The sequence below is a fragment of the Streptomyces sp. NPDC107517 genome, assembly GCF_055582645.1.
Map to the genome: position 1 here is coordinate 35,157 of NZ_JBVJPM010000034.1, position 18,778 is coordinate 53,934.

Here is an 18,778-nt window from a genome sequence, read left to right on the forward strand (position 1 = left end):
ACTCGGTGAGGCTTTTTTCTACGTCAGTAGAGGAAAAAGGACGGGAGTGTTCCGGGTCCAGACGTCGGCGGGAACTTCGTGCCGGACGGCCGCATCCCGTGCACGCAGGGGCAATAGCGCGTGCACGGGATGGCGGACGGTCCTGCCGGGAAGAAGGCCGTCAGGCGGAGACGGGCACGTCGTCGGTGGCGCCGCCCGGGACCCGCCGCCCGGGACCCGTCCCGTCCGCGCCACGCCTCACGTAACCGAGTACGACGCCCGCGGCGAACACGGCCACCACGGCCAGTTCGAGGGCCAGGGCGGTGGCGCCGGAGGCGGAGATCAGCGTGGTGAAGTTGTCCAGCGCGAGCTCGGTCGCGCCCAGCAGCAGGACGACGGATGCCAGCGGCGCGACGAGCGTGTTCCACCGCCGTCGGTCCAGACCGGTCCTGCGGAAGAACACGATGACGGACGCCGCCGTGAGCAGGCAAAGGAGCATCAGCGCGAGGACACCGACACCCCCGCCCCAGGTCAGCAGGGTGAGCACCGGGTCCGCTCCCGCCAGGGCGAAGGGGATCACCAGCGCGATCGCGACGACGGTCTGCAGGAGGCTCGCGGCGTACGGGGCGCCCTGCCGGTTCGTGCGCGACAGCCGACGCGGCAGGACACCGGCCGAACCGAGGGAGTGGAAGTAGCGGTTGATGCCGTTGTGGAAAGCCAGCACTCCCGCGAGCAGAGAGGTGGCCAGCAACACCTGCATGGCGTCGGCGGCCCAGGCCCCCAGCGTGTGCGCGACCGGGCCGAGGACCACCGTTGTGGCGTCGCCGTTCTGCAGCGCCTTCATGGCCACGCCCTGCACGTGGTCCGGACCGTAGTAGCTCACGAACATCCAGGACACGAACGCGAAGAAGACCGAGATCAGCGTGACGGAGAGATAGGTGGCGCGCGGCACGGTGCGGGCCGGGTCCTTGGCCTCCGCGGCGTAGATGGCCGTGGACTCGAAGCCGAAGAGGCAGGCGATCGCGAAGGTCACGGCCACTCCCGGTGCTCCGGTGAAGAAGGCCGAGGGCGCGAAGGATCCGCTGATGTCGAGCCCCTGCGGCCCGCCGCCCGTCACGAGTTCGTGGACGGCGAACGCCACGAGCAGGGAGGTCTCGGCGATCACCAGGACGGCGAGGAGCTTCGCCCCGAGTTCGATGTTCAGCGATCCGAGGAGGTGGACGACGAGGATGGTCGCCACCGTCCACACCCACCAGGGCAGGTCGACCGAGGCATACCGCTGGAACAGGCCCTGGACGACGGTCCCGTACAGGCCGTACATCCCTGCCTGTACGGCGCTGTAACACAGCAGCGCGACCTGGGAGGCACCGACGCCGAGCGGTGTGCCGAGGCCGCGGGAGACGTACGTGTAGAAGGCTCCCGCGTCGGTGACATGGCGGCTCATGGCGATGAAACCGACCGAGAACAGACCGATCATGGCCCCGACCAACAGGTAAGTGGCGGGCACACCACCACCGTTGCCGAGACCGAGGGGAACGGGGAGGGTTCCCGCGACACCGGTCAGCGGCGCCTGTGCCGAGAGGACGAAGAACAGGATGCCGGCCACGCCCACGGCGCCTTGCCGGAGATGGGTGCGGTGATCCGGGCCTGATGACTGCTGGGTCACGGAAACTCCCTGGGAGGTACGGCAGAAGCCGGGGCACGACGCTGCGGGCGGAGAAGGCCGGAGGGCAGCCGAACCCGGGGTGCGGGCGCGGGGAACGGGCCCAACCTGGTGTGGAGTACTGTGCGCCTGCACCACGCCACCGAAGTGCGGTGGCGTGCACTCGTTCCCGCCATTGCATGCACCGGGGTCCCGCGTCGAGCGGACCACCGGCTGCCTCTTCGCGGGCGAACACCTTCCCATCAGGTGTTACGTAGTGAAACATTCAGGTATCCCGCGATGAATCCGCGCAAGCTGACGTGACTGAAAGCCTCTACCAGGTGGAGCACACCATGCGAACGATCGTGACCACCGACACCGTCGCCCGGGCAGACCGCTTCGATCACTGGGCCCATGAGATGTCCAGGATGTTCACCGGTCTCGACACCCGGCCGGTCGCCCAGGCCCCCTTCCACGGACAGGCGGCCAGCGACGAACTCGGGCTGCTGCACCTGAGTTCCATCAGCGCGGGACCACTGCAGGTCCGTCGCACCGCACGCCAGGTCGCCCAGCACGAGGAGGACTTCTACAAGGTCGCCCTCCAGGTCTCGGGGACCTGCCAGATCGAACAGGACGACGTGCGCGGCACGCTGCGTCCCGGAGACATCGCGATATGCGACACCTCACGGCCCTACTCCTTCACGTACGAGGCCGACTTCCGCACCGTGCTGATGCTGTTCCCGCGACCGATGCTGCCCGTGCGCCCCGATGCCCTCCGGGGTCTCACCGCCCGCCGGATGACCACCGACAGCGGCGTCGGAGCGATCGTGGGGCCGTTCCTGCGCTCGCTCGGCGAGCAGGGCCGGGAGTGCAAGGGCCCGGCCGCGGGAAGCCTCATGGACGGGGCGGTGTCGCTGGTCACGGCCCTGGTCACGGAGAAGCTGGCCCGGTCGGCGCCGACCGCTCCGCAGGACGCGATGATGCTCCGTCTCCGCACCCACATCGAGAACCGGCTGTCCGATCCCGGTCTCACGCCGGACTCGATCGCCGAGGCACACGGCATCTCGCGCCGCTATTTGTTCAAGCTGTTCGCCGCCCAGGACCTGACCGTGGCCGGCTGGATCCGCACCCGGCGCCTGGAGCGCTGCGCCCGCGACCTGGCCAACCGGTCCTCGGCGGAACAGTCGATCAGCATGATCGCGGCCCGCTGGGGCCTGCTCGACTGCCGTCACTTCAGCCGGGTGTTCAAGGCGGAGTACGGCGAGACGCCCCGCGACTTCCGGCGCCGGGCGCTGGACGACGGGGGGCGTTCCTGACGTGCGCGAACCTGGCTCTCGTACGAACGGGACGTTGACCCGGTGGTACGGCAGCCGGATTGGGATCGGGGCGGCACCGCCGCGTTCGGCGGACGTCACCTCGAGGCCCTGGAACTCCTGACCGACCGGGTTGCTCGTGTCCGGGCCCCGGTCACAGGACGACGCGGTGGACCAGAACGTCCCGCACCAGCATTCCCAGGCTCTCGGATCCGGTCTTGGCCCGGATCCGGGCCCGGTGCACGTCGACGGTCTTGACGCTCGCGCCCAGGCGACGCGCGATCACCTGGCTCGGCAGGCCGTCGATCACCAGCCGAAGCACCTCCCGCTCGCGTGGCGTGAGCGTCCGCACGCGTTCCTGGACGCGTCTGCGGCTGCCGTGCGCGATGAAGGCACGTTCGGCCTCGCCCAGTTGCGCCTGCACGACCTCCAGGATGCGCTGCGGCTCGTAGGGCTTCTCCAGGAAGTCCACGGCGCCACCGCGCAGGGCACGTACCGACATGGGGATGTCGCCGTGAGCCGAGCAGAAGACGACAGGGGCCGGGTACTCACGCCGCGCCAGCTCCTCCTGGAGCTCAAAACCGCTGAGCCCCGGCATACGGACGTCCACGATGACGACGGCGGGTTCGTCCGGGTCGAACTCCGCCAGGAAGTCCGTGGCCGTGGAGTGGGTGAGCGCCGTGATCTCGACACTCCGCAGGAGGAAGGCCAGGGAGTGCCGCACGTCCTCGTCGTCATCGACGATGTGGACCACGGGCGGGGTACCGGGTCCCATCGCTACGGCCGCATCAGGACCGACGCCGACGGGTAACTCTCGGCGAAGTCGTTCCTCAGCGGAGTGATGAAGACGTTCTCCGTGCGGGTCCGGGTGATCCTCCATACGTCGCCGGTCCGGCGGAAGGCATTGTTGAGGCGGCTCGACCGCAGCAGTGACCTGCCGTCCGAGAAGAGCCACGGCTGCATGTGGATCCATTGGCCGGTGGCTTCGTCACCGTCCACGTGGATCTGCTCCGAGGTGAGGTAGTGCGCGTTGAGGAGCAGCGCGGGATCCTGCTTCTGCCCCCAGAACCCTTCGAAGTGGCGCCGGATCGCGTCGGCGCCCTCGGCACGGCCGAACTGGTTGTCGTAGTACTCTCCGACGCCCTCCCATATCGCGTCGTCGCTGTACAGATCCATGATCAGGTCGATGCGGTGCGCGTCGTCCCGGACGCCGAACTCCGGGCAAGGGGTGTCGCACAGGAACATGTAGCGCGCCTGAAGCCGTCGGATGTCGGCCTCGGCTTCCAGGACCTCGATGCGCTTGATGAGTGTGGCGATGGCGGACTCGTCGGTCATCGGATTCCCTGCTTCTCTCGTAAGGGCTTACCTTGTCGGCGCTTCTCCTGTCGGGGCGGCACTACTGCGCCGCCGCACGGGCCCGGTCGGGCAGCGCGACCGGCACGTGCGTCACGACGTCGTCGTGGACGTGAGCGGCGGGCACCCTCTTCGCCGCGGGGCGCTTTCGAAGGGGTTTCAGCCTGAACCCGGCACAGGGCCGGGGGTCTTGGGCCCGAGCCCGGTCACGGTTCGTCCCAGGCCGCGTCGGCCTCCCAGTAGTCCATTCCTGCGGCGCTGACGCGGTGCCGCCACTCGGAGGTGCGCCGGAGCAGGGGCTCGATCTTCTGGGTGACGTGATCGGCCACGTCCGGGCCGTCGGCGGGGACCTGCCAGTGGACCCAGTTCAGCTCGCGCCCGTCGGCGTCACGCGTGAACAGGTCGACGTGGCGCCAGCCGTAGCCGAAGGTGTCCTCGTAGCAGGTCAGGGTCATCCTGGAGCCGTCGTCCGGCATACGCTGCTGGGACATCACGCGCTCAGCGGCCTGTTGATCGGGTGGAACCCGCGCTGGAAGTAGACCAGGCCGCCGCTGTCCTCGCCCACGATCACGCGGTCCGCCTCGACGAACAGCACCGAGTGGGAGCCCCGCGTGGCGCTGCCGGTGATCCGGCCGACGACCGACGCGGCCGAGCCCTTGAGCACCGGCACGCCGGCCACGGAGTGGTCCCACACGTCACTGTGGACGGAGAACCGCTCCTCGGCCGGCACTCCCCCGGCAAACGCCAAGGCCACATCCTGGTGTTCGGGGCCGAGCACGTTGATGCACACCCGCTCGTTGCCCAGCAGGATGTCGTGGCTGCGGCTGGACCGGTTGACGCAGACCAGCATGGTCGGCGGTGCGTCGGTGACGGAGCACACCGCGCTCACCGTGATGCCCGCGCGGCCACGGGGACCGTCCGTCGTGACGATGTTGACGCCCGCGGAGAGGTTCGCCATCGCCGCGCGGAACTCTCTCTGTGACGGGATCAGTTGCGTGATGTTCGTGGCCACTGTTCCTCCTGCCAGGACCTCGGGCTCTGGAGTGAACCCCGGACCCGACCGACGGTAGGGCCGCAGCCACCGGCAGGGGTATCGAGACTTCCTCCGGCGCCCCTGAGGATTTCCCCTACGCCGGCGGGTGGACCGGGCACGCAGCCGCGGGCCGGGCCGACAACTCAAGAAATCCCCTATGCCGGCCGAGGTCATTCCCCATTGGCCCGCCGCCGTCGGCTGCCTAGCGTCGAAGGCACCCACCGACATCACCCCGGGCTTCCGCCGGGCCGACCTCCCAACCGACCCTGGAGGCACCTTCCATGACCGCTGAGTTCACCGCGGAGAACATCTACGACGTCGCACCACCCGATCTCGTGCTCCCCGACCGCGTGGCCGGTCGTATGTACACCGATCCGAACATCTTCGACGTCGAGATGACGAAGATCTTCGAGCGCACCTGGGTGTGGGTCGCGCACGAGAGCGAGCTGCCGAAGGCCGGCAGCTTCAAGTCGACGTACGTCGGCCGCCAGCCGGTCATCGTCACCAAGGACCGCAAAGGCAACATCAACACCCTGATCAACCGCTGCCGCCACCGCGGCGCAAGCCTCTGCGAGCAGAAGAAGGGCCAGGCCAACGGCTTCACCTGCCCCTACCACGCCTGGTCCTACGGCCTCGACGGCACGCTGCGCGGCATCCCCTACCCGGACGGCTACGAGGGCGTCATGGAGAAGGGGGACATGGGGCTGAAGAAGCTCCGCACCGAGTCCTACGGCGGGATGGTCTTCGCGACCCTGGATCACGACTGCGAACCTCTCGAGGACTTCCTCGGAGACGTGAAGCTGTGGATCGACCGCTTCATGAAGCAGGGCGGCGGCTACCCGGTCAAGGTCCTCGGCACGCACCAGTTCAAGTTCAAGGGCAACTGGAAGATCCAGCTGGAGAACACCACCGACGGCTACCACTTCCCGATCGTGCACCGCTCCTGGATGGCCTCGGTCGACGCCGAGACCGCCGACATGATGTCCTTCATGACCGACCCGACTGCGGTCACCCATGACCTCGGCAACGGCCACAGCGTCATGCAGATGGTCCCCGAGCACTCGGACCTCGACGCCGACGACGGCACCGAGCCGCTGCAGCCCCGATTCGACTCCCTGGTAGCGGAGTTGAGGTCCACCGGTCTCGGTGACGCGGAGATCCGCAAGCTGGTCCGCGCCATGCACGGCACCGGCTTCAACCTGAACCTGTTCCCGAACGTGTCGATGTCGATCTCGTTCCTCCGGGTGCTGCGCCCGGTCTCGGTCGACGAGACCCTGATCGAGCACGTGGCCCTCGGCCCGGACGGACCGGCCGACATCGTGGACCCGGTCAACCGGGAGCGGCTGCGCGTCCACGAGCACTTCCAGGGCCCGTTCGGATTCGGCACCCCGGACGACGCCGAGGGCTGGGACCGGGTCCAGCGCGGTGCCCAGGCCGCACCGGAGATGCCGATCATGGTCAACCGCGGCCTGGCCCGCGAAACCCCGAGCCCTCAGGGGTGGGCGACCTCCCACGTCACCGACGAGACCGGCATGCGCGCGGCGTACGACAAGTGGAAGCAGATGATGAGCGATGACTGAGACCCTCCAGCCCACCGCCAGGCCCGCGAACCCGCTGCTGGCCGACCCCCGCGTGACCCGGGCCATCGAGCTCATCTGGCACGAGGCCGACCTGCTCGACCGCAAGGAGTACGAGACCTGGCAGGAGCTCTACACCGACGACGGCCGTTACGTCATCCCGATCGACCCGCAGACCGAGGACTTCGAGAACACCCTCAACATGGTCTACGACGACACCCGGATGCGGCAGATGCGCGTGACCCGGATGACCGAGGGCTACGCCATCGCCGCGGTCGACGCCGCCCGGACCGTCCGCACCGTCTCGCGGTTCGTGCCGGCCCAGGTCTGCGAGGACGAGGTGACCGTGCGTTCCGCCCAGGTCGTCGTCGCCTACAAGCGCGGCAACCACGACCTCTGGGCCGCCGAGGTCACCCACCGGATCCGTCTCTCGGACCACGGCGACAGGATCGCCCTCAAGGTCGTACGGCTCATCGACAGCGAAGACGCCGTCCCCGCAGCGGGATTCCTGCTGTGAGCCTCGTCGTCCGGGTCGCCGAGGTCGCCGAGGAGACGCCTCTGATCCGTGCCCTGCGGCTGGTCCGGGAGGACGGCACGCCGTTCACCCCGTACGAGGCCGGAGCCCACATCGATGTGACGGGACCGACCGGCGTGCGGCGGCAGTACTCGCTGTGCGGCCCGCCGGAGGAACTGTCGTCCGTGCTCATCGCGGTGAAGCGCGAGCCGCAGTCGCGAGGCGGCTCGGTCGCACTGCACGAGGTGAGCCCCGGAGACCGCCTCGAGATCGGCCGGCCTCGCAACCTGCTGTCGCTGGCCGAGGACGCGGACCGGCACGTCCTCGTGGCCGGCGGCATCGGCATCACCCCGCTGCTGAACATGGCGTACCGGCTGCACGCCCGGAACGCGGAGTTCGAGCTGCACTACTTCGCCCGCTCACGGGAGGAGGCGGCGTTCGTCGAGCTGCTGGAGAGGCGAGCTGAGTTCCGCGACAGAGTCCGCCTCCACTTCGGTGTCCCCCGCGGAGACCAGCCGGTCGTGCTCTCCGATGTGGCGGGCGGGCTGACTCCGGCCGGCCACGTCTACACCTGTGGCCCACAGGGCTTCATGGAGCAGGTCACGGCAGTCTTCGCACCGGTGGTCGGCGCAGACCACGTGCACATGGAGTGCTTCGTCGCCGCCGAGGTCGACACCAGCGGCGACGAGGCCTTCGCCGTCGAACTCGACACCGGAGAGGCCTTCGAGATCCCGGCCGACAAGTCGATACTCGCGGTCCTGGAGGAGAACGGGATCGACGTCTTCAAGTCCTGCGAGGAGGGCATCTGCGGCTCATGCGTTTCCGGGGTCCTCGACGGCACTCCGGACCACCGTGACAACTGCCTCTCCGCCGCCGACAAGGCGTCCGGCACCCAGATCGCCCTGTGTGTCTCACGAGCACGGTCCGACAAACTAGTCATCGAGCTCTACTGAGGCCCCACTGCTTGCCCACGGGCGATGAGGTACCGGGACAACGACCACCCCAAGCCGACCTCGAGGCACAACTCCACGGTTCTGGGGGTGAGTTCCAAGCCCTCACCTACGGGCGAGTGGCCGGGCTCAGGGCTCCTTCAGCTCGTCAAAGTGCCCTGATGGAAGTACATGCGCCAGCCCGTCTCCGTCTCGCGCCACAAGGAGCTCCGCCACGCCCGGCGCCCCTGATTGTCGGCAAAGTAGGTCAGATGCACGATCCCCGGTGCCAGGACGGTCCCTGACATCTTGCTCACCGTGACCGGCGCCTCCGGGGACACGGTTCCCGAACTCGTCACCGTGAGGATCGACTCTCTGTCCCACCAGCGGCCAGACGCTCCGATCTCGGTGAACTCCGGGTCCAGAAGCTCCAAGACCAGGGCCGGAGAAGCACGCACCTCAGGATCGAGGAGCCGCAACTCTCCATCCATGGCCGCTTGGACTGCCCGCTGACTCGCATCCGTCATGCACGCAGCCTACGAACACACGATGCCCGGGCACAGCGAATATCTGGCCGGAGCGATCACCAACACTCAGGGGCGAAGTCGGCAGGGTAGGGCGACGCGCCTGTACCCCGGTCGGGTCGTGACCGAGGTACAGATTCAGGGCCCCGCGCGCCCGACCGCCGCCCAGCTCGTGGGGGTGTGCGCCGCCCTCTCCTGAGCGCTAGAAAAGGCCGGTGGACGCGTGCTGCGTGAGGTTCGCAAGAATCTCGCGCATCCACGGGCTGCGAACTGCTGGTAGCCGGACCAGAGTGTGCTGGAACGTTCTCTGGTCGGCCCGGAACAGGTAGTTGGGACGGGGAGGAAGCGGGTCGTCGCGGAGGACGTCTTGGGGCAGGCCGCCCGACGCGGGAACCGGCAGGTTCGGCTGGGGAGCGGTCAACCACAGCCACACCCCGAGAGGCAGCGGGACCGGGTATGCCGATGCAGCCGGGCCGGCCGGCGGCCAGGTCTGACCCGTCTGCGGATGGACCGGCACCAGAAGGATGTCGACGCCTTCGTCGGGAGCGGGCCGTCCCGGTCCAGCCAGGACGGCGCGGCGCTGCGGCTGTCCCGCGGGCAGCAAGGCGTCGAGCGGGCGTTGGAACACGTCCGCAGTCAGACCGCCCGGGACCCTCACCGACTGCCCTTCGGAGGCCACCAGCAGGTGGGCGAGCGCCTGGCCGGCTGCCGCCTCCCACTGAGGACTCCACGACCAGTAGTGACTCGACCCGAGCCGTCCTCCCCACGTGGCAATCGGCTCGAACGGGGGCGTACTCTCCCCCGTCTCTGTCAACACCTCCCAGGACAGCGGCGCAGCGTCGGCACTGTCAAGGAGGACGCGGTACACGGCATCCGAACTGAGCCGCACTGCCTGCCAGAGCGAGCAGTCGTCGATCCTGGTCGCCACGGGCAGGCCGCACGTCAAGCAGGCCAAGTTGGGGCCGTCAGCCCCGTCGAGGCCACAGCAGGCACCACCGCGCTTCTCGGGCATCAGCCGGGTTCCTCGGATGTCACCGGGCGCGATGACGATCGCGCCTGGCGCACTGTCGGACAGGGCGTAGACCGGCGCGTAAATGCCGCGTGCCCGGGCCTCGTCCGGGTCGATCTCGTCCCACATCCGCCACGGTCCTCCCCAGGGGTCCGGGTCCACGGCGAACGTCCCCGACTCCATCAGCACGGGAAGCTGGGCCCCGTTCCCGTAGACCTGGCGGGCGTGGGACGGAAGGGAGACCTGGGACAACGGGACGGTCAGCTCGGTGTCGCAACTCGAACAGACGAAAACGAACAAAGACCCTCCGCAATGAGAAGCAGCCGCATCATCGCACCCAGGCGGCAGCCGACCAACATGTTTTGGCGTCCATCACGGGGCCAGGTCCGCCAACATCCAGCCGCTCTCGCCGACGCCGATCGTGCACACGCCGTACTCACCGCGGACGCCGACGACGAGGTGCCATCCTGGGTGCTGGTGTGGGACCGTACGCAGCTACGCGATCGCGACCGCCGGCCAACCGAGCATCCCGTACGCGTGGATCATCACCATCACCCTCAGCCTGGACGTCGCCAAAGGCGAACACCAAACACCATGCCACCGCCGTCACCCCGACCGGGAACAATGCGTTCGGCAGCCACCTGCCCAACACCGAACCCAAACTCCAGGAATCGAAGCCGACGATCACTCACCCGTGCTCACCAGCGCCGGCACATGCGCCGCCACGTCGTAGTTGTCGATCAGATCGGCCAGACCGCGCGGGCTCACGCCCTTCACGTTTCCTGCTCCGGGTCCGCTCCGGCCACCAGAAGCACCTGGGTCGTCGCTGGACCCCCTCGGTAGTTGAACACGGCGCGTCACACAAGGACTTGTAGCCGTTCCCATCGCCAACGTCCGCAGTTGCGCCCGCGGCCAAGAGGGCTTCGGCAGCCGAGGCACCCTGGGACTGCTCAGCGAAATTCAACAGCGTCAGGGAATCTCGGCCGCATCGAGGTGGTAACAGTCAAGACCTGCGGATCAAGCCCGTGACGATCCCTCGGCCCAACCGGTTGGCGATCTCGTTCGTTGGCCATGTTTCAGTCTTCGGTCATGGGCCAGGTCTCCCAGACCAAGTCCAGGCGTCGGTACGCGTCGTCGAACCAGGCGTCGGCCAGTGGGACGGTCACTGTCACCGTCGTCAGAGAAGTCGAGTGGTCCTTGATCGTGACCTGGCACCGGTCATCATTCTCGTCGAGTTCGATGAACAGCCATGGGATGCGTTTTCCCTCGCACCAGGCGATGTCCTGTCCCGCGTCGAGCGAGTCCAGGGCTTGCTGCCACTGCCGCAGGTCCTCGGAGAAGAGCCAGGTCTTCAAGGTGCCACGGACGAAGGGCGTATCGACCAGGAACTCTCCGATCAGCGCATCGGCCTCAGCGGGAGGTTTCCGCTCTTCCTTCCCCGCGATCCGGAGAATGACGCTGTTGCCATCCCCTTCCAGCCGGATCAGATCGATCGGATCCTCAGCCATGACCACCCCTCCCGATTCGCGCATGTTGCCGAAGACTAATCGTCGGCACGGACACAGGATCGATTGCGGTGTGTCAGGCCGCGTGAGCTTTGGGGCGTTCGACGAGGTGTCCGCATTCGAACCGGGATCCGGCGAGGACGAGGGCGACGAAGTGGGGCGCATTCATGGCCCGCCCCCGCTGCTGGGCGAACTCGACGAGCGTGAAGACCATGGTCAGGGCGGCAGGGCGGGAGGCGGCGCCGCCGGTGACCTTGGTCCGCAGCTGGACGGTGGAGAAGGTCGGCCCAAGCGGGTTCGTGGTGGGCAGGTGGGGCCAGTGCTCGGCAAGCAAGTCGTAGAACGCCAGCCGTCGGTCGCCCTCAGGAACCACATCCCGTCGCGGTACGGCAGGTCCCGCCACCGGGGAGACAGGTCACGGCGCGTAAGAGCACGCTGAATGCCTCTGCCGATCAAGACCTGCGATCCCGCTCGGGGAGGTAGGGGCCGAAGTGATCGGCAACGATCTCCGCCATCGCCGTGGCGTCGCGGGAACCATCGATTGCGGTCACGCGGATACCGAGCTGGTGGGCCTTGCGGACGGCGTCCTCGGCGACGAGTTGATCGCGGGCCAGTCGGTTGGCCTGCGCTCGGGCGGGGTCGCTGACGCGGTGCCCGAGCGAGGTGGCTCGGGGAAGTTGGCGGACCTGGTGTTCGCGGAACTCGGGCGTGGGCACCATCACGATCATCCTGCGTGGTGAGTCGATGATGGGTGCGACGAGTTCGGGTCGAAGTCCCCACCCTTCGGCGATGATCGGGTGGCCTGACACGAGCGCGCGCAGGTCGTCGAGAGCCCATTGGAACCGCTCCGGGAAGCCGGTCAGGGTATCGGTGGCCATCTCTTCCGGGGTGGTGTGGACCCAGGCCTTGTCCGGGTCGGGCTCGGTGGCGGGCTCGCCGAGACTGACGCGGCGGGCGATCCTGCGATCGTTGTGACCGCGGGCGTCGTGGTAGTCGTAGTGGTAGACGGTGACGCCGTATCGAACGGCCAGCAGTCGGGCGACGGTCGATTTGCCGGCCCATTGGCCACCTCCGATCCACAACATGCGGTGCAATGTGCCGAAGGGATCCCAGACCTCACCGTCCGCGAGGGAGTTATGGCTGGTCATCTGCTGTCCTCCTTTGTTGAGGTGCGATGGCCTACTTCGGCGGCGCAGGCGGCCCAGTCTCCGCCATCGTGCGCGCTCGCCAACACGCGGCGGGGGCCCGCAAGAAGGGGCCCCGGCAGGCGAACCGGCCGACCGCGCGATCGGCCGGCCATGGTGGGCTGACCACCAAGAACCACCTTGTGTCCGACTCCCGTTGGGTAGGTCACCAGTCGAATCTACGCAATCTCCTCGCTGCTCGGCGACGGCATTGACTCAGCCGCCAGGATCGACTCGCTCGTGGTGGTCCAAACGAGACCGGCCAAGGGTCGGACGTAAGACCGGATACCGGTGGCGGTTGGAGAGCGGGGGCCAGCAAGCGAGGTATCAGCCGGCGCCGAAAGCGTCGATCGTGAACGCGGTCGTCCGCATCTCCGCTCACTGCTCGCGCAGGAGGCGGAGATGCGGACGACGGTGATCGCCGAGCGGATCGGGCTGGGACCGGGGCCTGACCATAGCCGAGGACCGGATCCGGGATGTGCGGCCGGCTTATCGGTCTGCGGATCCGGCGTCGCGAACGGTCGGTCTGTGAACCGGGCGAGATCGGCCAGTGCGACCCGTTGTTCCCGCCCGCCGACGTCCCGCGCGGCTTCGTGAGACAGGAACAAGCGATATTCCGCCCCACATGTCACTCGTCCGACCCGCAGGGTTCAAAGCGCACCTGCTACCTCACGATCACCATGACCTCACGCTCCAGGAATCCGCCCACATCAAGCCGATGCGGATGAAAGCGATCTCTCGGACTTTCAGGGACTCCTGTGTCGGTCAGTGCCCCAGAATCACGTCCGCGTCCTTCTCGCCCTCGCCGCTCACCACCAGCGGCACGGCCTTGGGCGCGTACCCGCTGGCGATCACGGTGTAGTGGCCGGTGTCCAGGTCGTTGAAGGCGTAGGCGCCGTGCTCGTCGGTGACCGTGGTGCCGACCGTGTTGCCCGCCGCGTCGAGGAGTGTGACCTGGGCGTCGTCGACCGGGTGGCCCGCGCGGTTGCGGACGGTGCCGTGGACGTGGGCTCCAGGGGCGAGGCGGATCTCGTAGCGGTTGGCTGCGCCGCCCACCACCTCGGCCGGCAGGGCCGCCGGGCGGTGTCCGGGGGCGCTGACCACGAGGGTGTAGTCGCCGGTGGCCAGGTCGGCGATGCCGAAATCGCCGGTGTGGTCGGCTGCCGCGGAGGCGACGACCTCGCCGCGCACGTCGGTCGCGGTGACCAGGGCGCCGGGCAGCGGCCGGTCGTCGGGGGTGGCCAGGACCGTGCCGGTCAGGCCGGCCGCGCCGGAGAGCACCAGGTCGAAGTCGACCGGACCGTCGGCCACCGTGATGGTGGTGGCCTGCGGCTGCCGGGCGCCACCGGAGGCGATCAGGACGTACGTCCCCTCGGCGGGCGCGGCGACCGCGTAACGGCCGTCCGCCTGCGTCGTCGCTCGCCCGAGCTGGCTGCCGCGCAGGTCGATCAGCGTGACCACGGCGCCCGCAACGGGCGATCCCATGACGTCGCGGATGTGGCCGCGGACACCCGAGGCAGCTTCGTCCGCGAGAGCGGTGGCGAGCGTGGCGACCGGGGCCGCCTCCACTGCCTCCGCCGTGTCCACCATCGCCGTCACCGGCGTCTCGGCGGCGGCATCCGAAGCGGTGCCGTTCTCCTCCGCCGCCCGCGCCTCCAGGCCCGACATCTGGCGCAGCGGGACCTCCTTGGTCCACAGGACCATGAGGAACGCGACCGCGATCACGCCCGCCGCAATCAGGAACACCACGTGCATGGAGTCGGCGAATCCCTGCTTGAAGGGCTCCGACAGGCGCGGGTCCAGGTGCTGGATGAACGACGAGTCACTCAGTACGTCGGAGCCGCCGCCGCCCGCGCCGGGGTGCTTCAGCATGTCGAGGACCGGCTTGTTGGCCGGGTCGGACAGGACCGCCGGGTCGTGCAGCGCGGCCTGGAACTGGGGCGTCCCGGCGGCCGACTTGAACGCCGAGGAGATCTTGTCGCCGACGTTCGAGAACAGCACCGACAGGAAGATGGCCGTACCGGCGGTGGCGCCCATCTGCCGGAAGAACGTGGACGACGCGGTAGCCACGCCCATGTCCTGCGGGGGAACGGCGTTCTGCACGGCGAGCACCAGGGTCTGCATGCAGCCGCCGAGGCCGAGGCCGAAGACGAGCATGTAGATCATGCTCTCCCACAGCGGGGTGTCCCACTGGACCTTGAAGTGGAAGAGCAGCAGCGCGGCGACCATGAGGACGGTGCCGATGGTCGGGAAGATCTTGTAGCGGCCGGTCTTCGCGGTGATCTGGCCGGAGACGATGGACGCGATGATCATGCCGAGCATCAGCGGCAGCATCTCGAGACCGGACTTGGTGGGGCTCGCGCCCTTCACGATCTGCAGGTACTGCGGGATCATCAGCATCCCGCCGAACATGCCCGCGCCGATGAAGACGGACAGCAGGCTGGTCTTGCTGAAGATCGCGTTGCGGAACAGGCGCATCGGGATCAGCGCGTCGTCGCCCATCCGGCGCTCGACGAGGATCCAGGAGATGATGCCGACGACGCCGATGCCGTAGCAGGAAAGGGACTTGGACGAGTCCCAGCCCCACTCGCGGCCCTGCTCGGCCACCAGGAGCAGCGGCACGACGCCGAGCGCGATGGTGAACGCGCCCCACCAGTCGATCCGCCGGTCGCGGCGGGTGTGCGGGATGTTGAGGACCTTGGCGACGACGAACAGCGCGATGATGCCGATCGGCACGTTCACCAGGAACACCCAGCGCCAGCCGACGACGCCCAGGATGCTGTCCTGCCCGGCGAGGAAGCCGCCGATGAGCGGCCCCGCGACGCTGGAGGTGGCGAAGGTGGCGAGCATGTAGCCCTGGTAGCGGGCCCGTTCGCGGGGCGGCACGATGTCGCCGATGATCGCGAGGGCGAGGGACATCAGGCCGCCGGCGCCGATGCCCTGCACGGCGCGGAACGCGGCGAGTTCGGTCATCGACGTCGAGAACGTGCAGGCCGCCGAGCCGAGGATGAAGATGCTGATCGCGCCCAGGAAGTAGGGCTTGCGGCCGTGCAGGTCGGACAGCTTGCCGTAGAGCGGCGTCGCGATCGTCGAGGTGATCAGGTACGCCGTCGTCGCCCACGCCTGCTGGCTGAGGCCGTGCAGGTCGTCCGCGATGGTGCGGATCGAGGTGGAGACGATGGTCTGGTCGAGCGCGGCCAGGAACATGCCCAGCATCAGACCGCTCAGAATGGTCAGGATCTGGCGGTGGCTGAGGCCACTGCCGGAGGAGGCGGGTGTCGCCTCCGTGTGCTTAGCGGTGTCTCGGCTCTGTGCCGACACGGCCTCACTCATGCTTGCTTGCTCCCTGCTGCGCCCCGGCTTCGGGCTGAGTCCCGTCGCCGTGGCGTTTCTGTTGATGTACTACCAGGTCGTCGTTGAGGCGTGTCATCAGCCGGATCAGCTGATACCGGTCCTCGGGGGGCCAGGGGCCGAGGAGCTCCGCCAGCTGCGCGTCGCGCTGCTCCCGGTACTTCTCGTACACCGCCCTGCCGGATTCGGTCGCGTGCAGCAACGTGCCGCGCCCGTCCTCCGGGTCAGGCCGCCGCTCGATCAGCCCGCGCTCCACCATGGAGCGGACCTGACGGCTGACCGTCGACAGGTCGAGGAAGGTCTCGGCGGCCAGATCAGTGGCCCGCTGCTCCCCGTCCCGTACGAGCCGGGCCAGCAGGACGCGCTCGCCGGCGCCCTGCTCCAGTTTGGTCTGGTGCCTGCGTGCCGCGACCAGCCGGGTGAAGCGCACGATCTGGCTCCCCAGTCCTGCCCCGGCTTCCTCGGCACTCGCGACCCCGGTGTCCCCGGTTGTCCTGTACTCCCCCGCTTCGCGGTCATGGACCGTCCCCTTGCCCATTGCCCGCCCCCTCTTCCGCTCAGATTTTATTGCTTGTAGCTACCAAGTGAGTGTAGAGGGCCCAGAACCGTGTCCGGTACGGGGCCTCGGATGCACGACCCGGCGCATGCGCCGGCCTGATGCGCCGGTAGTGAAGGGGCCGACGCGAGAAGCTCTCCATTCGAGGCGATCATGGTCTGACGCTGACCGCGCTCGTACCGGCCTCCCCCGATCAGTGTCGGTGGCGTCACCGACACGGGTGCCGTACTGGCCTCCCCCGACCAGGCTCCCGCGCTCATCGCCCAGGTCGACAGCGTGGCGGAGGCCCGCGTGGTCTCGCACACGCACGACAGCGCGCTCGCGCTCGACAGGGCCAGGGTTCCGCCGCCTGATGCCCTTGTCGCCTCGTCGCCTCGTCGACGATCTGAGCGCCCAGCTCACGCCCGACTCGGCCACCGGTGCGCACCGTGTGCGGCAGCCGTCGACACCATGCCGGTCGTCGTACACAGCTACGCCGCGGTCATCGGCACCATCGCTTGCGGAGGGCTCCGTCGCCCCCGCACCCGACTCCGCCCCGGGCACGAGGGGGGCTCGGCATCCGGCCGACTGGTGGCGGCTATTCACACACCTGCCCGATGGAGATCACCTAGGCTACGCGGCATGACGCTGCAACTTGTTCAGGTGAACTTCAAGGCCCGGGACGACTCGGCGCTCGGCCAGTTCTGGGCGGAGGCACTCGGCTGGGGTCTCTCCAGCGAAGGGCCCGGCGTCACCAACTTGGAACCCGTGGGCTTCAACTGGCCGGACCCGTCCGCCGTCTGCATCGATCTCGTCCGTGTCCCGGACCCGGAGACGGTGAAGTACCGCGTGCGTCTCGAGCTGGCCACGACCTCAGACGCCCATCATGCGGAGTTGGTCGCCCGTCTGAAGGAACTCGGGGCGACGCCCGCCGATGTGGGCCAGGGCGACGTGCCGTGGACGGTGATGGCCGACCCCGAAGGCAACGTGTTCAGCGTCCTGGAGCCCCGGGAGCTCTACCGGGACACCGGCCCGATTGCGGCCGTGGTCGTCGACTGCGCCGACCCACGGGCCATGGTCCGGTTCTGGGGCGAGGCGATCGACTGGACCGTCCACGAGCTGACCGACGACCACGCCCTACTGCGCTCCGTCAAGGGCGTCGGGCCGTACCTGGAGTTCCGCCGCGCGCCGGACGACGAGGTCGTACGGACCCGCATCCATCTCGACGTGATGTCCGACCCCGTCGAGGATCAGACGAGGGAGGTCGCCCGGCTCGAAGGCCTCGGCGCGACACGGGCCGACGTGGGTCAGGGTGACGTCTCCTGGGTCGTCCTGGCCGACCCGGCGGGCAACGAGTTCTGCGTCCTCGGCCGGGGCTGACGCGGAACTCCGTCCGCTCCCAGTGTTTTTTGTACCTTCTCAGCGGAACTGGTCTTGGGCCGCGTCCGTTCGGCGGCCTCTGCCATCTCGGCGGTGATGGCCCAACGTTCGTGGTCTCTCCACTCGCCGTTGATGAACTGGAAGGCGGCCGAGTAGCCCTCGCGCCGGAACCCCAACCGTTTGACCACGTTCAAGGAAGGGGTGTTGTCGGGCTGGATGTTGGCCTCCAGCCGGTGCAGCTCCAGTTCCCCGAAGGCATGCTTGATGATGAGCCCAAGTCCTTCGGTCATGTAGCCGTGGCCATTCGTGGAGGCGTATCCGGCGTAGCCCAGGGTCCCGTGCTGAAGGGCGCCTCGGACGATGTTGTTGATGTTGATGCCGCCGACAATCGCGCCAGTGTCGAGCAGGCAGATCACGAAGGCTTCATGTGTGGGCTGCTCGGACCGCTTGAGGTAGCTGTCGAACGCATCCTCCGTGTGCTCGCGGGCGCCCAACCAGCGTCGGAGCATGTCAGCACTGTCTTGAGCCAGCGCAGTCAGCTCGCCGTAGTCCTGGCGACAGACGTGGCGAACCGCCACTCGCGGGCCTTGCAGGAAGTAGCTGGTGACTGGCATCCGGGGATCCTATACAGCCGACTTCCATGCGGTGTTGGTGGTGAAGGCGAGGCGTTCGGTGCTTTCGACAGGGTGAACGGGAGCCACTGCGGCAAGGGGAACGGGAGCCGCGTTGCTCCATCCGTGAAGAGGGTGGGCAGGGCACAGGTTCGTGATCGGCCACGAGATGGGGCCATCGCCATCGGGTGACTTCCGATGCGGTGACGACAAGGCGCCGGGGGTCTGAGTGCGTTGTGGCAAAGGTCACGTCCGCTGGAGTGGTGTATCGACGGCCACTCGGTGATCTCGTTTTGAGGCTAGGCGGTGAGTTCGGTGGGCAGGTCGGTCTCGTCGGTT

The 18,778-nt window shown here is 68.2% G+C and carries 17 protein-coding genes and 1 pseudogene; 5 read left to right on the forward strand and 13 right to left on the reverse strand.

The genetic code is table 11. From position 1 onward, the window contains the following. Positions 1 to 160: 160 nt before the first annotated feature. Complete coding sequence (locus ACZ67T_RS40280; RefSeq protein ID WP_469991224.1) at positions 161 to 1,645, reverse strand: APC family permease; 1,485 nt, start codon at positions 1,643 to 1,645, stop codon at positions 161 to 163. A gap of 329 nt (positions 1,646 to 1,974) precedes the next feature. Here ACZ67T_RS40280 and ACZ67T_RS40285 point away from each other — a divergent pair, with 329 nt between their 5' ends. After that, positions 1,975 to 2,937, forward strand: a complete 963-nt coding sequence (locus tag ACZ67T_RS40285) for an AraC-like ligand-binding domain-containing protein (protein WP_469991226.1) — start codon at positions 1,975 to 1,977, stop codon at positions 2,935 to 2,937. Positions 2,938 to 3,088: 151 nt separating this feature from the next. Here ACZ67T_RS40285 and ACZ67T_RS40290 read toward each other — a convergent pair whose 3' ends face one another. The 4 genes from ACZ67T_RS40290 to ACZ67T_RS40305 all read right to left on the reverse strand — a co-directional run bounded on the left by ACZ67T_RS40290 (position 3,089) and on the right by ACZ67T_RS40305 (position 5,299). Then, positions 3,089 to 3,709 (reverse strand): response regulator transcription factor, encoded by a 621-nt coding sequence (locus tag ACZ67T_RS40290; protein WP_469991228.1) that lies wholly within the window; start codon positions 3,707 to 3,709, stop codon positions 3,089 to 3,091. Positions 3,710 to 3,711: 2 nt separating this feature from the next. Next, on the reverse strand, positions 3,712 to 4,269 hold the full coding sequence (locus ACZ67T_RS40295) for a nuclear transport factor 2 family protein (RefSeq protein WP_469991229.1): 558 nt from the start codon (positions 4,267 to 4,269) through the stop codon (positions 3,712 to 3,714). 224 nt (positions 4,270 to 4,493) lie between these two features. After that, positions 4,494 to 4,778: a hypothetical protein gene (locus ACZ67T_RS40300; RefSeq protein WP_469991231.1), complete on the reverse strand. Its 285-nt coding sequence runs from the start codon at positions 4,776 to 4,778 to the stop codon at positions 4,494 to 4,496. After that, positions 4,778 to 5,299, reverse strand: coding sequence for a flavin reductase (locus tag ACZ67T_RS40305; RefSeq protein ID WP_469991233.1), 522 nt, complete (start codon positions 5,297 to 5,299; stop codon positions 4,778 to 4,780). The genes ACZ67T_RS40300 and ACZ67T_RS40305 overlap by 1 nt, the downstream gene beginning before the upstream one ends. Positions 5,300 to 5,601: 302 nt before the next feature. On the opposite strand from ACZ67T_RS40305, the gene ACZ67T_RS40310 reads away from it, so the two are divergent. From ACZ67T_RS40310 to ACZ67T_RS40320, 3 genes are read left to right on the forward strand one after another with little or no spacing between them, the layout of a single operon-like run. Next, positions 5,602 to 6,900: an aromatic ring-hydroxylating oxygenase subunit alpha gene (locus ACZ67T_RS40310; protein WP_469991235.1), complete on the forward strand. Its 1,299-nt coding sequence runs from the start codon at positions 5,602 to 5,604 to the stop codon at positions 6,898 to 6,900. Beyond that, positions 6,893 to 7,414: an aromatic-ring-hydroxylating dioxygenase subunit beta gene (locus ACZ67T_RS40315; RefSeq protein WP_469991237.1), complete on the forward strand. Its 522-nt coding sequence runs from the start codon at positions 6,893 to 6,895 to the stop codon at positions 7,412 to 7,414. Before ACZ67T_RS40310 ends, ACZ67T_RS40315 begins: the two co-directional genes overlap by 8 nt. Further along, complete coding sequence (locus ACZ67T_RS40320; RefSeq protein ID WP_469991239.1) at positions 7,411 to 8,364, forward strand: PDR/VanB family oxidoreductase; 954 nt, start codon at positions 7,411 to 7,413, stop codon at positions 8,362 to 8,364. The genes ACZ67T_RS40315 and ACZ67T_RS40320 overlap by 4 nt, the downstream gene beginning before the upstream one ends. A gap of 137 nt (positions 8,365 to 8,501) precedes the next feature. Here the strand turns inward: ACZ67T_RS40320 and ACZ67T_RS40325 are convergent, their stop codons facing one another. The 7 genes and pseudogenes from ACZ67T_RS40325 to ACZ67T_RS40355 all read right to left on the reverse strand — a co-directional run bounded on the left by ACZ67T_RS40325 (position 8,502) and on the right by ACZ67T_RS40355 (position 16,343). Next, the gene (locus ACZ67T_RS40325; protein WP_469991241.1) at positions 8,502 to 8,867 is read right to left on the reverse strand and encodes a nuclear transport factor 2 family protein; all 366 of its coding nucleotides are present in this window, start codon (positions 8,865 to 8,867) and stop codon (positions 8,502 to 8,504) included. 199 nt (positions 8,868 to 9,066) lie between these two features. Then, on the reverse strand, positions 9,067 to 10,173 hold the full coding sequence (locus tag ACZ67T_RS40330; protein ID WP_469991243.1) for a hypothetical protein: 1,107 nt from the start codon (positions 10,171 to 10,173) through the stop codon (positions 9,067 to 9,069). A gap of 776 nt (positions 10,174 to 10,949) precedes the next feature. Further along, entirely contained in the window at positions 10,950 to 11,381 is a 432-nt protein-coding gene (locus ACZ67T_RS40335; protein WP_469991244.1) for a DUF5959 family protein, read from the reverse strand. Positions 11,382 to 11,454: 73 nt separating this feature from the next. Next, a pseudogene (locus ACZ67T_RS40340) lies at positions 11,455 to 11,736 on the reverse strand (IS256 family transposase); the annotation flags it as partial. Positions 11,737 to 11,830: 94 nt separating this feature from the next. Beyond that, on the reverse strand, positions 11,831 to 12,526 hold the full coding sequence (locus tag ACZ67T_RS40345; protein ID WP_469991246.1) for a hypothetical protein: 696 nt from the start codon (positions 12,524 to 12,526) through the stop codon (positions 11,831 to 11,833). A gap of 801 nt (positions 12,527 to 13,327) precedes the next feature. Continuing rightward, a complete protein-coding gene (locus ACZ67T_RS40350; protein WP_469991248.1) occupies positions 13,328 to 15,895 on the reverse strand; it encodes an MFS transporter in 2,568 nt (855 codons plus the stop codon). After that, positions 15,888 to 16,343 carry a MarR family winged helix-turn-helix transcriptional regulator gene (locus ACZ67T_RS40355; protein WP_469991250.1) on the reverse strand — a complete coding sequence of 152 codons (456 nt, stop codon included), beginning with the start codon at positions 16,341 to 16,343 and terminating at the stop codon, positions 15,888 to 15,890. Before ACZ67T_RS40355 ends, ACZ67T_RS40350 begins: the two co-directional genes overlap by 8 nt. Positions 16,344 to 17,090: 747 nt before the next feature. Here ACZ67T_RS40355 and ACZ67T_RS40360 point away from each other — a divergent pair. After that, a complete protein-coding gene (locus ACZ67T_RS40360) occupies positions 17,091 to 17,828 on the forward strand; it encodes a VOC family protein (protein ID WP_469991252.1) in 738 nt (245 codons plus the stop codon). On the opposite strand, the gene ACZ67T_RS40365 is transcribed toward ACZ67T_RS40360, so the two are convergent. After that, complete coding sequence (locus ACZ67T_RS40365; RefSeq protein WP_469991254.1) at positions 17,756 to 18,442, reverse strand: GNAT family N-acetyltransferase; 687 nt, start codon at positions 18,440 to 18,442, stop codon at positions 17,756 to 17,758. The genes ACZ67T_RS40360 and ACZ67T_RS40365 overlap by 73 nt on opposite strands. Positions 18,443 to 18,778 lie beyond the last annotated feature (336 nt).

Coding starts and splice junctions, on each gene's coding strand:
- ACZ67T_RS40300 (WP_469991231.1), bottom strand. CDS start 4,778: ATGTCCCAGCAGCGTATGCCGGACGACGGCTCCAGGATGACCCTGACC.
- ACZ67T_RS40350 (WP_469991248.1), bottom strand. CDS start 15,895: ATGAGTGAGGCCGTGTCGGCACAGAGCCGAGACACCGCTAAGCACACG.
- ACZ67T_RS40325 (WP_469991241.1), bottom strand. CDS start 8,867: ATGACGGATGCGAGTCAGCGGGCAGTCCAAGCGGCCATGGATGGAGAG.
- ACZ67T_RS40295 (WP_469991229.1), bottom strand. CDS start 4,269: ATGACCGACGAGTCCGCCATCGCCACACTCATCAAGCGCATCGAGGTC.
- ACZ67T_RS40290 (WP_469991228.1), bottom strand. CDS start 3,709: ATGGGACCCGGTACCCCGCCCGTGGTCCACATCGTCGATGACGACGAG.
- ACZ67T_RS40335 (WP_469991244.1), bottom strand. CDS start 11,381: ATGGCTGAGGATCCGATCGATCTGATCCGGCTGGAAGGGGATGGCAAC.
- ACZ67T_RS40365 (WP_469991254.1), bottom strand. CDS start 18,442: ATGCCAGTCACCAGCTACTTCCTGCAAGGCCCGCGAGTGGCGGTTCGC.
- ACZ67T_RS40345 (WP_469991246.1), bottom strand. CDS start 12,526: ATGACCAGCCATAACTCCCTCGCGGACGGTGAGGTCTGGGATCCCTTC.
- ACZ67T_RS40315 (WP_469991237.1), top strand. CDS start 6,893: ATGACTGAGACCCTCCAGCCCACCGCCAGGCCCGCGAACCCGCTGCTG.
- ACZ67T_RS40360 (WP_469991252.1), top strand. CDS start 17,091: ATGACGCTGCAACTTGTTCAGGTGAACTTCAAGGCCCGGGACGACTCG.
- ACZ67T_RS40310 (WP_469991235.1), top strand. CDS start 5,602: ATGACCGCTGAGTTCACCGCGGAGAACATCTACGACGTCGCACCACCC.
- ACZ67T_RS40285 (WP_469991226.1), top strand. CDS start 1,975: ATGCGAACGATCGTGACCACCGACACCGTCGCCCGGGCAGACCGCTTC.